This is a genomic window from Blautia sp. HCP3S3_G3 (assembly GCF_052063365.1).
Taxonomy (GTDB): domain Bacteria; phylum Bacillota; class Clostridia; order Lachnospirales; family Lachnospiraceae; genus Blautia_A.
This window is the reverse complement of record NZ_JBQHXR010000005.1, coordinates 103,378-117,202: the sequence shown is the minus strand read 5'-3', so window position 1 is coordinate 117,202 and position 13,825 is coordinate 103,378. Positions and strand designations below refer to the sequence as shown.

Annotated in this window: 13 protein-coding genes and 1 tRNA gene; 1 reads left to right on the top strand and 13 read right to left on the bottom strand. The window is 44.0% G+C overall.

Annotated features, from left to right (window positions below; genetic code table 11):
- Positions 1 to 22 precede the first annotated feature (22 nt).
- On the top strand, positions 23 to 367 hold the full coding sequence (locus tag ACTNEW_RS07480) for a hypothetical protein (RefSeq protein WP_441059579.1): 345 nt from the start codon (positions 23 to 25) through the stop codon (positions 365 to 367).
- Between the two features lie 223 nt (positions 368 to 590).
- Here ACTNEW_RS07480 and ACTNEW_RS07475 read toward each other — a convergent pair whose 3' ends face one another.
- The 13 genes from ACTNEW_RS07475 to ACTNEW_RS07415 form a co-directional block, all read right to left on the bottom strand.
- A complete protein-coding gene (locus ACTNEW_RS07475) occupies positions 591 to 983 on the bottom strand; it encodes a 4Fe-4S binding protein (protein ID WP_441059577.1) in 393 nt (130 codons plus the stop codon).
- Positions 984 to 1,137: 154 nt separating this feature from the next.
- Entirely contained in the window at positions 1,138 to 2,805 is a 1,668-nt protein-coding gene (locus ACTNEW_RS07470; RefSeq protein ID WP_441059575.1) for a glutamine--tRNA ligase/YqeY domain fusion protein, read from the bottom strand.
- Positions 2,806 to 2,950: 145 nt separating this feature from the next.
- Positions 2,951 to 3,508 carry a Uma2 family endonuclease gene (locus ACTNEW_RS07465; RefSeq protein WP_441059573.1) on the bottom strand — a complete coding sequence of 186 codons (558 nt, stop codon included), beginning with the start codon at positions 3,506 to 3,508 and terminating at the stop codon, positions 2,951 to 2,953.
- A gap of 332 nt (positions 3,509 to 3,840) precedes the next feature.
- Positions 3,841 to 3,913 (bottom strand) — tRNA-Thr (locus ACTNEW_RS07460).
- A gap of 178 nt (positions 3,914 to 4,091) precedes the next feature.
- Entirely contained in the window at positions 4,092 to 4,694 is a 603-nt protein-coding gene (gene sigH, locus ACTNEW_RS07455) for an RNA polymerase sporulation sigma factor SigH (protein ID WP_441059643.1), read from the bottom strand.
- Complete coding sequence (rlmB, locus tag ACTNEW_RS07450) at positions 4,694 to 5,428, bottom strand: 23S rRNA (guanosine(2251)-2'-O)-methyltransferase RlmB (protein WP_441059571.1); 735 nt, start codon at positions 5,426 to 5,428, stop codon at positions 4,694 to 4,696. Before rlmB ends, sigH begins: the two co-directional genes overlap by 1 nt.
- Positions 5,425 to 5,850 carry a Mini-ribonuclease 3 gene (locus tag ACTNEW_RS07445; RefSeq protein WP_441059569.1) on the bottom strand — a complete coding sequence of 142 codons (426 nt, stop codon included), beginning with the start codon at positions 5,848 to 5,850 and terminating at the stop codon, positions 5,425 to 5,427. The genes rlmB and ACTNEW_RS07445 overlap by 4 nt, the downstream gene beginning before the upstream one ends.
- Positions 5,835 to 7,244 carry a cysteine--tRNA ligase gene (gene cysS / locus ACTNEW_RS07440; protein WP_441059567.1) on the bottom strand — a complete coding sequence of 470 codons (1,410 nt, stop codon included), beginning with the start codon at positions 7,242 to 7,244 and terminating at the stop codon, positions 5,835 to 5,837. The genes ACTNEW_RS07445 and cysS overlap by 16 nt, the downstream gene beginning before the upstream one ends.
- A 26-nt stretch (positions 7,245 to 7,270) precedes the next feature.
- Positions 7,271 to 7,753 (bottom strand): 2-C-methyl-D-erythritol 2,4-cyclodiphosphate synthase, encoded by a 483-nt coding sequence (gene ispF / locus ACTNEW_RS07435; RefSeq protein ID WP_441059565.1) that lies wholly within the window; start codon positions 7,751 to 7,753, stop codon positions 7,271 to 7,273.
- Between the two features lie 2 nt (positions 7,754 to 7,755).
- Positions 7,756 to 9,030, bottom strand: coding sequence for a sn-glycerol-1-phosphate dehydrogenase (locus ACTNEW_RS07430; protein ID WP_441059563.1), 1,275 nt, complete (start codon positions 9,028 to 9,030; stop codon positions 7,756 to 7,758).
- Between the two features lie 341 nt (positions 9,031 to 9,371).
- Complete coding sequence (locus tag ACTNEW_RS07425) at positions 9,372 to 9,752, bottom strand: RidA family protein (RefSeq protein WP_441059561.1); 381 nt, start codon at positions 9,750 to 9,752, stop codon at positions 9,372 to 9,374.
- A gap of 90 nt (positions 9,753 to 9,842) precedes the next feature.
- Positions 9,843 to 11,285 (bottom strand): serine hydrolase, encoded by a 1,443-nt coding sequence (locus tag ACTNEW_RS07420; protein ID WP_441059559.1) that lies wholly within the window; start codon positions 11,283 to 11,285, stop codon positions 9,843 to 9,845.
- A gap of 96 nt (positions 11,286 to 11,381) precedes the next feature.
- The gene (locus ACTNEW_RS07415) at positions 11,382 to 13,733 is read right to left on the bottom strand and encodes an ATP-dependent DNA helicase (protein ID WP_441059557.1); all 2,352 of its coding nucleotides are present in this window, start codon (positions 13,731 to 13,733) and stop codon (positions 11,382 to 11,384) included.
- Positions 13,734 to 13,825 lie beyond the last annotated feature (92 nt).

Sequence of the window (13,825 nt, the reverse complement as noted above, 5' to 3'; positions counted from 1 at the left end):
AACTTGAAAGGAGAACGGTATTATGGCAAAATTAAACAAATATTGGGGACTGGTAGCAGTTGGAGCTGCAACTGCCGCAGCAGCCGGAGCTTTGGCTGCAATTTTGATGAAAAAACATCCCCGTACTGAATTAGAAGATATGGACGACGATTACGAAGAAGAGGAAGAAATGGAAGACGAAAGTCAGGAAACCGAAGAACCGCAGGAGGATTTTGTATCCTGGGAAGAACCGGAAGAAGAAACACAGGCTGCTGCAGATTCCGAAGAAGGAACTCCTGCCGACGAAGCTGAAGAAACCGAAGCAGAGGAAGATGCTGAATCTGGCGAAACTGTACCAGAAGAAGACGCTGAATCTGATGAAGGATGAGGAAAATCCTGATTTACAGGATTCTCCGTCTGCAGCGGATTGCTTCAGAGTGTGTTTGGAAATTCATTCCCACAAATTGTGACGCACATCTGTCGGAAAGCAATATAAAAAACAGACCTCAAACAATAGAAATTTCAACGGGCTGCTCACTATCAGATTTTGACAGTGGACAGCCCGTTTTTATACAACACAGGGACAATCCCATTTTATGTACCGCGATTCCTTATGCTTCCTTAATTTCAAGAACACCCATCGGGCAGGCTTTTACGCAGATTCCACATGCGATACATTTGCTTGCATATTCTTTGGCTTCGGATTTTACAATCACATGGAATGGACAGACTTCCACACATTTTCCACAGCCAACACATTTCTTCTTGTCGATGGTGTATACGCCCTTTGCATTCTGGGTGATCGCACCTTCCGGACAATTCTTCGCACATTTACCGCACTGTACACATACGGTTGGTTTTGGTGTTTCTCCATCTTTGGCTACTCCGATGTGAATACAGGAATAGTCTTCATTGAATTCTTTGTAAAATGCTTCAGAACAAGCAATTTCACAGGCTTTGCATGCCATACATGTGTCTTTTTTTGCCACATTCAGTTTCTTCATGTTCGTACCCTCCACATTGGTTCATGAGTGATATTTGCCGGCTGTCATTCTTCTCCCGGCATTTTTATAAGCAAAGAGAAAGGGAAAGATTTTCAGCATACGGAAATCTTTCCATTTTCACTCTTTGATATACAAAACAGATTTCCGAAGTTTTTCAGGCTTTCGGCAGCTTAAAGGAACTCTTCAGAGAAACGATACGGTTAAATACCGGTGCTCCCTCTTTTGAGTCATGTACATCTGCACAGAAAAATCCGGTTCTTACAAACTGGTAACTGTCATAGCCTTTTGCTTCCATCAGAGCAGGCTCCACGTAAGCCGTCACTTTCGTCAGAGAATTCGGATTCACATTCAGAGAACCGTCTTCTTTATTATAGACACCTTTCTCTTCATCCACGATATTCTCATACAGGCGAACTTCTGCCTTGCCGGCATGTGTTGCCTCAACCCAGTGAATAGTGCCTTTTACTTTACGGCCATCCGGCGCATTTCCACCCTTTGTCTCCGGGTCGTAAGTACAGTGAACAACATGAACGGTTCCGTCATCATCTGCCTCAAAGCCTGTACAGGTAACAAAATATGCATTCATCAGACGCACTTCTGTTCCAAGGTAAAGACGTTTGTATTTTTTCGGCGGATCGATCATAAAATCTTCCCGTTCAATATAGAGTTCTCCGCTGAATGGAATCTTACGGGTTCCAAGAGATTCATTCTCCATATTATTCGGTGCCTCCAGATATTCCACCTGTCCTTCCGGATAGTTGTCAATCACAAGCTTAATCGGATCAAGCACTGCCATCATACGCGGACGTTTCAGTTTCAGGTCCTCTCTGATACAGTACTCCAGCATTGCGTAATCTACTGAACTGTTCGCCTTGGATACCCCACACAGATCTACAAACATTTTAATGGATTCAGGAGTATATCCACGACGGCGAAGTGCTGCAATGGAAACAAGGCGGGGATCATCCCAGCCATCCACAATGCCGTCCTCAACCAGTTTCTTAATGTATCTCTTGCCGGTTACCACATTGGTAAGATAAAGTTTCGCAAATTCGATCTGTTTCGGAGGGTGCGGATACTCCAGTTCCTGTACAACCCAGTTATACAGCGGTCTGTGATCCTCAAATTCCAGAGTACAGATCGAATGTGTGATTCCCTCAATCGCATCTTCAATGGGATGTGCAAAATCATACATCGGATAAATGCACCATTTGTCTCCGGTATTGTGATGTGTCATATGAGCCACACGGTAAATAACCGGGTCACGCATATTCATATTCGGAGATGCCATGTCAATTTTTGCACGGAGCACCTTGGTTCCGTCTTCGTATTTGCCTTCTCTCATTTCTTCAAAAAGCTGCAGATTTTCTTCCACGCTGCGGTTGCGGTACGGGCTCTCCTTACCAGGCTCGGTAAGGGTTCCTCTATACTCACGGATCTCATCGGCAGTCAGATCGCATACATAAGCCTTTCCTTTTTTGATCAGCTTGACAGCAGCCTCATACATCTGATCAAAATAATCAGAAGCAAAAAACAGTCTGTCTTCCCAGTCAGCACCAAGCCATTTAATGTCTTCTTTTATGGACTCTACAAATTCTGTTTTTTCTTTGGTCGGATTGGTATCATCAAAACGCATATTGAATTTGCCGTTATATTCTTTGGCAAGGCCATAATTGAGAAGGATGGATTTGGCATGGCCGATGTGCAGATAACCGTTCGGTTCAGGCGGGAAACGTGTATGCACAGTGTCATAAACACCATCCGCCAGATCTTTATCTATAATATTCTCAATAAAATTCTTGGAAACTGTCTCGTTCTCCATCTCTTGCCCTCCTAAGCATCTTTTGAAACTATATCTTACCATAATCGCGGGCAATTTAAAAGTTTTTCCGGAAAAATTGTAAAAAAAGTTCCATACAAACAGTTGCCACAACAATGAAGCATGACGACTGCCCATGTTCTTGTTCCTACTCTACATTCTCAAATATTTCCTCCAAAGTCATAGAAATATTTGGAAAATCTCTCAATGTTATTACAGTATCTGAATTATAATGTTCTTCTGTTTCATCATCCTGAAGAATAAAACTATCCATCAATTTATACACTCCATCCTCAAGATAATAGATCTCTATTCCACGTTCCCTGGGCGAAATAATCCAGTATTCTTCTACACCTTCATTTTGGTAAATCTCTTTTTTTATTGTCTTATCTTTCAATGCTGTGGCAGGACTAAGAGTTTCCACTATAAATCTTGGCGTACCTGTATAAGAACCGCCTTTCAGATGTTTACGATCGCATATAATCATTACATCTGGTATTACATAATCATCATTTACTTCCGGATGATATTTATAGTCGAGGTTTTCCATAAATGGCAGGCATAAGGAGCCTTTCAATCCATTCTTGATAATTGAATAAATATTACCATTCACTACACCATGCTGATAACTTGGTGACGGTGACATATTATATATTGCCCCGTTGATTTTCTCAGTTTTAATGAAATCCTCTTTAAGCATTGGCATTCGAAGCACCTCCTTGTAAAATCATCATAGCATTCATATTTATTGCAGGCAACATTTTTTTTATCATTGGGGGATGCTGATGAAGAACCCATTCGATTTCTGCAACATAAAGAATTATTCGGCATCCATTCAGCATGCGATTGGAGTTCCTGATTTTTACATCATGCAGAGAGACAGGGGAAACGGATACGACGTTAAAATCAATCTACCGGCATTTAATGAGTGATAAGCAGAAAGCAATGTCTGAGCTGGCAAATGATCACTTTGATAAGATATGCAACACGAAATGCAACACGCAAAACAAAAAGCCTTGAAACATCAAGGCTTTCGCAAGCTGCTGACGGGAATTGAACCCGTGACCTCCGCCTTACCAAGGCGACGCTCTACCGACTGAGCCACAGCAGCAACTTTATTTGTGAAGCGGTATCTGCCGCTCACAGTTGATTATATTACCAGACATATATCGAAATGTCAACACTTATTTTCATTTTTTTCAATTTTATTTTTCGATTATTGATAAGCCTGGGAATTGCCACTGTAAATGCAATCCTCAGATTCTTTATCTGCTTGATTCTTATCTGTTTTATTTGGTATATTTTTTTCTGCTTTCTCGGTAATTCCGGATTTTCGTACGTATCCTCTGAAGCGCATTGTCCATGGATTTCGGCGATTTCCCCAGTATTTCTCCAATCTGAACATAATTATACCCATCCAGATAATAAGACAGTACTGTATTTTCCAGCGGGCTTAACAGTTTTTTGATTTCTTCTTCCAGTATACGGACGTTTTCCCTGTCAATAACGATAGCCTCCGGATTTTCCGCCCACTGCTCACCCATTGTGTTTTCCTCTTCTTCAGCACTTAAGGAAACGTACGTATTGAGAGGAAGATGCTTCTGCCGATTGGAGCCCTGAATCGCGCTGTAGATCTGACGTTCAATGCAAAGTCCGGCAAAGGTCTGAAAGGAAGTTTTACGGTCCGGCTGATAATCACGTACAGCTTTAAATAGACCGATCATTCCTTCCTGTATCAGATCATCCTTCTCTCCGCCAATCAGATACATGGCATTCGCACGTCTGCGGACAAGATCCTTATATTTTTCCATGAGATAATCCGAAATCACATTTTCTCCCGCGCGCAGCCTGACAATCAGTTCTTCATCCGTACATGTCTGGTACTCGTCCATCATGACTGAAACCGCTGTCTGACAATTTCATACGCCAGAACACCCGCAGCAACTGAAGCATTCAAAGAATCAATATCTCCTTTCATCGGGATAGAGGCTGTAAAATCACATTTCTCACGGATCAGACGACTGACGCCCTCGCCTTCATTTCCGACCACCAGGCCAATCGGACCAGTCAGATTCAGCCGGTACATAGTCTCTCCGCCCATATCTGCACAGACAAACCAGATTCCCTCTTTTTTCAGATCATCAATGGTTCTCGCCAGATTGGTAACTTTTGCGACCGGCGTATAATTCAAAGCGCCTGCAGAAGTTTTGGCAACAGTTGCCGTAAGACCTGCTGCATGACGTTTCGGAATGATCACTCCATGTGCCCCTGCAAGATTGGCCGTACGGATAATTGCGCCCAGATTATGCGGGTCCTCAATATTATCCAGAACAAAAATGAAAGGATCCTCTCCTTTTTCACGGGCTTTCTCCAGAATATCTTCCACAGAAGCATACTCATAAGCGGCAACCTGTGCAATCACGCCCTGATGATTACCAGTTTCGCTTAACTGATCCAGACGTTCTCTGGATACGTAATTGATAATGGTATCTTTTTTGCGCGCTTCACGGGCGATTGTCCGTACAGGTCCATCCTGACATCCGTCCAGAATAAATAATTTATCCACACATCTGCCTGAGCGGAATGCTTCCAGCACCGCGTTGCGGCCTTCAATCTGTTCACTCATAAGATATCCTCCCCGATTCCCATACGGATCAGCTCCAGCATCCGTGTGTAATCTTCTTTTAAATATAAATAACCGATCAGTGCCTCAAATCCGGTGGCTCTCCGGTAGTCAGACATTGTGGCATTCTTTGCCATCGTAGGGGAATGCGCATTTCTCCCTCTCCGGTAAACACTTTGTTCTTCTTCTGTAAGCTGCGGTTCCAGAATGTCCATCATATTGGACTGTGCAGAAGCCTTTACAAGACTGCTGGCCTTTCTGTGCAGCTGGTTCACCGGACAATTGCCCTTTTTCACCAGAATCGTACGAATCACAACTTCGTAAACTCCATCCCCGATATATGCAAGCGTCAAAGGAGAATAGGTCCGTAAGTCCCTATCCTCCAGCTGAAATAATTCTTTAAGTTTCATTAAGCTCGTGTCCATTTTACTCCTTCACGGGTATCTTTGAGAATAATTCCCTTTGCAAGAAGTTCATTGCGGATCTCATCTGCTCTCGCAAAGTCTTTTGCTTTTCTTGCCGCCTGACGTTCCGCGATCAGATCCTCGATCTCTTTATCCAGAATTTCTTCTTTTTTGTCCACGCTCAGTCCCAGTACCTCGCAGAGTTTCACAAGCTGTGCAAGAAGCGCAGATGCAAATTCTCCGGAAGATGCTTCCGACACTCTGGTATTGGCAAATTTCACCAGCTCAAAAACAGCCGCCAGAGCATCTGCCGTATTGAAATCATCATCCATGGCCTCTTCAAATTTCGCTGTAAAAGCTTCCGCTTCTTTCAGAAGAGCCTTCTCTTCTTCTGATACATGCTCTGTACCGGCAGATGCCACACGGTCTTTCAGACGGCTTGCTGCTTCCACAATTCTCTCCAGGGCATTCTTGGATGCCTCCATCAGATCTGCACTGAAATTCAGCGGACTTCTGTAGTGTGCATTCAGCATGAAGAAACGAAGCACCTGCAGATCATACTGTTCACTGATTTCACGAACAGTGCGGAAATTTCCAAGAGATTTGGACATTTTGCGGTTATCGATATTCAAAAACGCATTATGCATCCAGTATCTTGCAAAGATCTTGCCGTTGCAGCACTCGCTCTGGGCAATTTCATTTTCGTGATGCGGGAAAATCAGATCCTCTCCGCCTGCATGGATATCGATTTCTTCACCAAGGTATTTCTTGGACATAACAGAACACTCAATATGCCATCCCGGACGACCATCGCACCACGGAGAAGTCCAGTACGGCTCTCCTTCTTTTTTGGGCTTCCAGAGAACAAAATCCATCGGATCCTCTTTCTGGTCTTCACCGGAAACCTGAAGTGCACGGAAACCGGACTGAAGATCGTCCAGATTCTTATGGGAAAGTTTTCCATATTCCTTAAAGTTTTTCACACGGAAATATACGGTTCCATCCACTGCCGGATAAGCATATCCCTTATCGATCAGGGTCTGGATCATTTCGATCATTCCGTCAATTTCCTGTGTAGCCTGAGGATGCGTAGTTGCAGGTTTTACATTCATGCCGGCCATATCTTTTTTGCATTCTTCGATATAGCGGGCAGAAATCTCTTCCGCACTGACTCCTTCCTCAATTGCTTTTTTGATAATTTTATCATCCACATCCGTAAAATTGGATACATAATTTACTTCATACCCTTTGTATTCAAAGTATCGGCGTACTGTATCAAAAATAATCATCGGACGTGCATTGCCGATGTGGATCAGATTATAAACCGTCGGTCCGCAGACATACATCCGTACTTTTCCCTCTTCCAGAGGGACAAATTCTTCTTTTCTGCGGGTGAGCGTATTAAAAAGCTTCATAGTTTCTTTTCCTCCAATTGCGAATTTTATACCATCGGGATTTCTTCCAGAAGGCAGATCGCCTGAGATGCGATTCCCTCTCCTCTGCCTGTAAATCCAAGGCCCTCTTCCGTAGTCGCCTTAATGTTTAATCTGGACTGCGGAATTCCCAGCGCTTCCGCCATATTCCTGGTCATCTGCGGAATATGCGGCGACATTTTAGGTTTCTGGGCAATGATCGTTGCATCAATGTTCCCGACTGCAAATCCATTGTCCTTCAGAAGATTTCCCACATGTTTCAGAAGTACAATACTGGAAATCCCCTTATAAGCCGGATCTGTATCAGGAAAATGCCTGCCGATATCTCCCAGAGCCGCAGCTCCCAGAAGCGCATCCATCACTGCATGGATCAGTACATCTGCATCCGAATGTCCCAGAAGTCCCTTTTCCCACGGGATATTTACTCCTCCGAGAATCAATTCCCGTCCTTCCACCAGCTTATGTACATCATAACCCATTCCTATTCTCATACTCATTCTCCTTCGATCTCAAGCATCTTGCTGATGCGCAGAAGGCTCAGGCGTCTGCGCACGTATGGAGCCAGTTTCAGACTTAAATCAATCACATCTTCTGTAAGTCCAATATCACGGACATTTTTGCAGCATCCTGCTTTTTCCAAAAGATGCAGCATTTCTTTCTCCTCCGGAAGTTCATCAATACAATCTGTGATTCTGTTCAGCTTCGCTTCCAGACGATTCGGATCAATACCGAGAAGCAGTTCCGGTTCATTTTCTTTCATGATTCCGTCAAGCAGTCCCTTCGCGCCAAAAGTCTGTGCCAGAAGCTCTGTCTCCGGTCCCTGATATCCTTTCACATGACATTCGCCTCTGCGAATCGCCTCTGCAATATGCTTGTACTCTTTCAGAACCAGAATCGTTCCGACAGACACTTTTTCCCCATGAAGAGCATCCAGCGGTTCATTGATCACTGCCATTTCCCACAGATGCGACATATGATGCTCCGCGCAGGATGCAGGTCTGGAATTTCCCACCATCTGCATGGCAAGTCCGGACAAGATTAATGCATACATCAGTTTTTCACAGCTTTCTTCATCGCCTTCTGCAATATCCCGAAGACAGGACCTCACCGTACGAAGTGCCTTTTCTTCCATTTCTGCAATATAACTGCAGTAATATTCTCCTGTCAGCATATGGGAAATTTTCCAGTCTGCCAGACAGATATATTTGCCAAATAAATCAGATACACCCGAAGCATTGAGCCGCTTCGGTGCCTTTGCGAAAATATCAGTATCGGCAAAAACAGCCAAAGGCGCTGCCGCCGGAATTGTCTTCTTCAGACCATTCCAGGTCATTGCCGCTACCGTGGATACGAATCCGTCCACGCTTGCTGCGGTAGGCACAGAGACAAAGGGAATTCTGTACTGGAATGCCACATACCGGCTGATATCGTGAATTGTCCCGCTGCCGACAGCAAGAATCAGATCGATATCTTCATCCATGTTATTTTCCACAATTTCCACTGCATAATTATCTGCATGAAGTCCTTCTGCATCCAGAACCAGCACCTGACATCTGTCATAGATTTCTTCCATCACTTCTTCTGTGGCCTTATAGGTATTGGTGTCACAGATCAGAAGCGGTGAGATGTATTTCTTAAGAAATCCTTCCGTCATGGCTTCTTCCAGAGCCTTCGTCGCCCCTGCCTCAATAAGAATCTCCTCAACGTCTACGTGGTGCTCCTTCCCGCAGCTGCAAGGTCGGCCAAAATCATCCGCATCGACTCGCATTTAATATTCTCCTCCTGACTTTTTACATTCTTACATAAATTACATTCTTCATATAGTTTCCATATACACCAATGTTTTCTATGATGCAGGAATCTTCAATTCCTTCTTCATACATCAGCAGATATAATAATACAGTCTGATATTATACATGATTTCCCTTCAAAAAGCAATGACCCGCAACCATGGTTTCCAAAAAAGTCCAATTCCCGTTGGGGTGTATGTCGTAAACCATAACCCATTTTCAGCAAGCATAAGCCAATTCTGTATAAGCAAAAGAAAAGCCCTCCGAGGATTCAAATCCCGGAAAGCTTTCACTGCTGAAAATGCACAAACATGATTGATTATTTTTCGATTGCCGCAATCACTTCTACTTCACAGAGTACATTTTTCGGAAGTGTTTTTACTGCAACACAGGAACGTGCCGGTTTATTAACAAAATATTTCGCATATACTTCATTAAACGCAGCAAAATCACCCATATCTGCAAGAAAACAGGTAGTCTTGACAGCATTCTCAAAACTGGTGCCTGCTTCTGCAAGTACAGCTCCAAGATTCTTCATTACCTGTTCTGCCTGTGTCTCAATCGTATCACCGGCAATTTCTCCGGTTGCAGGATTTACCGGAATCTGTCCGGATGTAAACAGTACATCATTCAGAATGATTGCCTGGCTGTACGGTCCAATAGCTGCTGGTGCTTTGTCAGTATAAACTACTTTCATCATAATTTCTCCCTTCTGATCATGCTTCTTTTTATATTGTAAAGCCGATTTCCGTCATGGTCAAGATAATTTTGGATTGTTTCAAAATATTTTTTAGCCTTCCTCAAAATAATTCAGATAGTTATAGACGGTTTCCGATATCGTTTTGATGTTATCAATTGCCGTCCCTTCCGGGCACTCCTGAGACATGACACACAGGATGTAAGTCGCCTTCGGTCCATACACGATAGCAATGTCATGCTGGTCAAGGTCTGTCTCTCCTGTCTTATTTGCTGTCTTTGTCCCTTCCGGCAGTCCGGCAGGAATTTTCCACCTGCATTCCTGTTCCAGAAGAATCTCCAGCATCTCCGCAGATGCCTCGCGGCTTACGCACTCCCCTTTAAAAATCCTCTCCAGAAGAAGTCCGCAGTCTTTTACTGATGTGGTATTCTTTCCTCCTAAACTGAGCGGTTTCGAAGAGGAAGGAGACAAAATACTCTGCACCGATGTTTCTTCATATCCTTCCCTTTCCAGATAAGAATTGATCTGCTCTGCCCCGTCCAGGAAATCATGATTTTCCGACTGAAGCCGCACGGTTTCATTAAAAGACTCATTATCACTGACCGCAATCATATTCCACAGCAGATTGTGAAGCTTCGAAACAACGGTCTCACTTTCCGGATCTGCATTGATCTGTTTGCCCTCATGAATACGGACATTTTCCATGTTGTCATAGGCAGCAGCCAGTGTAAAAGCCTTAATCAGGCTGGCAGAATACAGAGGCTGATCATTCAGGATAATCTCTTCTCCTGTACCAAGGTTCTGAACATAAACACTCCATATGCCCGGATAATCGGCGATCATGGATTCCAGCTGCGGTTTCAGTCCATCCATTCCCAGTTCTTCCAATCCCAGGACCTTCCCGGATGCATCTACGGCAAACCCTTCCGGTGTCGCTCCTTCTTCCTGTACCAGTACACCATTCGAACCGCTGAAATAATAGGTCCCCTCGAATGTTTGCCCCTGACAGTTCATATCCACCCGATGCATGTCATTCTCCACACACATCCTGCCATTCTCATCAAAGTAATAAAACCCATTTAAGGTCATTCCATCGATGGCAAAATTGTCAAAATAACGAATCTGCGGTGCAGCTGTCATTTTTCCAAGATTCTGTATCATATAGTATCCGTCAAATACATCTTCCCCGCAGGAAGCCTGAACCACATGCATCAGCCGGTCATTCCCGGCAGAAAATTTCCCGTCTGTATCATGATAATAATAACCATTCAAAATAGTCCCATCAATTTCCATATGGTCAAAATAATGGACAGCAGCTGCAGTTTCCCTGGTTCCATCTTCATTCAGACAATAAAATCCGTTACTTTTCAAGAGATACTTGCCGCTCCCGTCAGAAACTGGTTTAATCTGGGATTCTTCTGTGACAGACAGAAGACTTCCTCCTTCCATGGCCTGTACCTGGGATACCGGTGTCATAAGCATAAGAGCTGCCCCTATAAGAATTCCCGGATACGGATAACGTTGTCGTGCTTTCATATACTTCTCCCTCAGGTTTGATAAAAAAAGTATACCTTTTTTTACGCTCTGCCGCAATTGCTTTTCAAAAAATTCACAACTGCTGCGTTTTTTCATTTATGTCAATATCCCATTCCAGAATTCACGCAGCTGTTCTTCTACGGTATCAATACGGCACCGCTTCCTGTCCGACCATTCCACAGGAAACAGATTCCGGTAATCCAGGCCTGTAAACCGCTCATCCAGAAGCAGAATGGCGCCTGTGTCATCCTTCGTACGGATCACACGTCCGGCAGCCTGCAGAACTTTATTCATCCCCGGATATCTGTACGCATAATCAAACCCATTTTCACCGCGCTTATCATAATATGCCCGCAAAATCTCCCTTTCTGTCCCCATCTGCGGCAGCCCTGTTCCCACGATTACTGCACCGATCAGGCGGTCTCCCATCAGATCAATGCCCTCGGAAAAAATGCCTCCCATAATACAGAATCCGAGAAGTGTTCTGTCTTTTTCATGGAATTCCTCCAGAAACATTTCCCGGTCTTTCTCATTCATGGAAGGAGTCTGCAGGATACATGTTACCCAATCCACGGAAAATTCCTGCTCATATACCTGATAAACATCCTCCATCATTTTATACGACGGGAAAAACACCATATAATTTCCCTGTTTCTGCCAGACCATTCTGGCGATATATTCCGCAATTCTGTGATATTCTTCATAATTTCTTCTGGTATACCGGCTGCTCACATCAGATGCAGTCAGAATGCATCTCTTTTTCCGGTCAAAAGGAGACGGTACATAGATCCCGTAATCATCGTTCCTGGTACTGAGAAGCCCTCGGTAATAATTCATTGGAAGAAGCGTTGCGGAAAAGAAAACGGTACTGATTCCTTTATTCAGATAACCTTCCAGATTTCCGGCCGGATTTACGCAAAAAAGTTTCAGTCGAAACTTTCCATCTTCTCCCTGCTCTGTATATACTACATAATTGTCATCTAAAAGTTCCGAAATATTCAGAAAATCACGGACACAAAAATAAAAATCAAGGATTCCATCCACAACCTCTTTATTTGGCGGTTCCTCCAGAAGTTTATCCAGTTCCCCCTGTACCGTCATAAGGCTCAGACTGATTCCGGCAGGATATTCCATCTCACAGTACCCTGTGCATTCTTTCTTCAGCTCCAGAAGCTGCCGGTTAGTCCGTTCCAGTGCACGGGCAAGTGCAGGACTGTAGGGTTTCACCATTTTTTTGATTTCCAGAATATCCTCCTTGCAGATTGCTGCACTGTACATTTCCCGCCCGCGTTCTACCAGATTATGTGCCTCATCGATCAGAAAAATATATTTCCCGGAGTCATTTTCCCCAAAAAAGCGTTTCAGGTGAACATTAGGGTCAAATACATAATTATAATCACAGATAATACCATCAGCCCATATAGCCAGATCCAGGCACATCTCAAAAGGACATACCTGCCATTTCTCTGCATGGGCTTTCAGCGTTTCTCTGTCATACACCTGTTCCTGCGTCCACAATTCATATACTGCATCATTGACCCTGTCAAAATGTCCTCTGGCATATGGGCAGGAAGATGGATTACACTCTGTTTTCTCGCAGAAACACAGTTTTTCCTTTGCCGTGATTGTGATGACTTTAAACAAAAGACCATTTTTCTGCAGAATCGTAAACGCTTCCTCGGCTACTGTTCTGGTGATCGTCTTAGCCGTCAGATAAAAAAGTGTCTCGCCTTTTCCCTCTCCCATGGCACGGACCGCCGGAAATACCGTAGACATTGTCTTGCCGATTCCGGTTGGAGCCTGTATAAAAATCTGTCTGCCTGCGGAGATCGTATGGTAAACACTGGATACCATCTTCCTCTGACCATCTCTGTAAGGAAAAGGAAATTCCAGATGTTCCATGGACGCATTGCGTTTCACACGCCAGGCATTCTGATAGGAAACCCATTTATGATATTCATCCAGAAGGTTCTGATACCATATTTCAAGTGTTTTTCTGGAAATGGTTTCCCGAAAACGGCGGATTTCTTCCGTATCAAGATTGGCATAGGTCATCTGGATTCCGATTTCCTCCAGTTCTTCTTTGTCCGCCTGTATCCAGGCATAGCACATTGCCTGCGCACGGTGAACCGGCACTGGTTCCTCAAGACGTTCCAGTTTTCCGTAAATCCCTTTGATCTCATCAATATAAGTCTCTTCCTGTTCTGAAAAAATCCCATCTGCACGGCCTTCCACCAGGATGATCAGATCTTCATATTCTGTTTCCTTCTTCAGAGAAACTTCCGGGCGATATCCGCTTCCCATCTGCTTCTGTATTTTTCTGTGAATACGGCTGCCTTTCAGCATAGCCTCTTTGTCCATTGATCCTCTGGTGCTGTCCAGATCACCGCTTCGCAAAATAAACTCCACCAGATTTCGCACCGAAATGCGAATCACCGGTTTTTCCATAAGCCAGCCCTGCCTTTACCCGCTGCTATTCCCATTATCCACAGTCACACGCTTCAGGATCATTTGTACCTCAATAATAAAGTGATATGACT

Bases quoted from the DNA above. Each gene is read 5' to 3' on its own strand.
- ACTNEW_RS07480 (WP_441059579.1), top strand. From the start codon at position 23: ATGGCAAAATTAAACAAATATTGGGGACTGGTAGCAGTTGGAGCTGCA.
- ACTNEW_RS07475 (WP_441059577.1), bottom strand. From the start codon at position 983: ATGAAGAAACTGAATGTGGCAAAAAAAGACACATGTATGGCATGCAAA.
- ACTNEW_RS07470 (WP_441059575.1), bottom strand. From the start codon at position 2,805: ATGGAGAACGAGACAGTTTCCAAGAATTTTATTGAGAATATTATAGAT.
- ACTNEW_RS07465 (WP_441059573.1), bottom strand. From the start codon at position 3,508: ATGCCAATGCTTAAAGAGGATTTCATTAAAACTGAGAAAATCAACGGG.
- sigH (WP_441059643.1), bottom strand. From the start codon at position 4,694: ATGGACGAGTACCAGACATGTACGGATGAAGAACTGATTGTCAGGCTG.
- rlmB (WP_441059571.1), bottom strand. From the start codon at position 5,428: ATGAGTGAACAGATTGAAGGCCGCAACGCGGTGCTGGAAGCATTCCGC.
- ACTNEW_RS07445 (WP_441059569.1), bottom strand. From the start codon at position 5,850: ATGGACACGAGCTTAATGAAACTTAAAGAATTATTTCAGCTGGAGGAT.
- cysS (WP_441059567.1), bottom strand. From the start codon at position 7,244: ATGAAGCTTTTTAATACGCTCACCCGCAGAAAAGAAGAATTTGTCCCT.
- ispF (WP_441059565.1), bottom strand. From the start codon at position 7,753: ATGAGAATAGGAATGGGTTATGATGTACATAAGCTGGTGGAAGGACGG.
- ACTNEW_RS07430 (WP_441059563.1), bottom strand. From the start codon at position 9,030: ATGCGAGTCGATGCGGATGATTTTGGCCGACCTTGCAGCTGCGGGAAG.
- ACTNEW_RS07425 (WP_441059561.1), bottom strand. From the start codon at position 9,752: ATGATGAAAGTAGTTTATACTGACAAAGCACCAGCAGCTATTGGACCG.
- ACTNEW_RS07420 (WP_441059559.1), bottom strand. From the start codon at position 11,285: ATGAAAGCACGACAACGTTATCCGTATCCGGGAATTCTTATAGGGGCA.
- ACTNEW_RS07415 (WP_441059557.1), bottom strand. From the start codon at position 13,733: ATGGAAAAACCGGTGATTCGCATTTCGGTGCGAAATCTGGTGGAGTTT.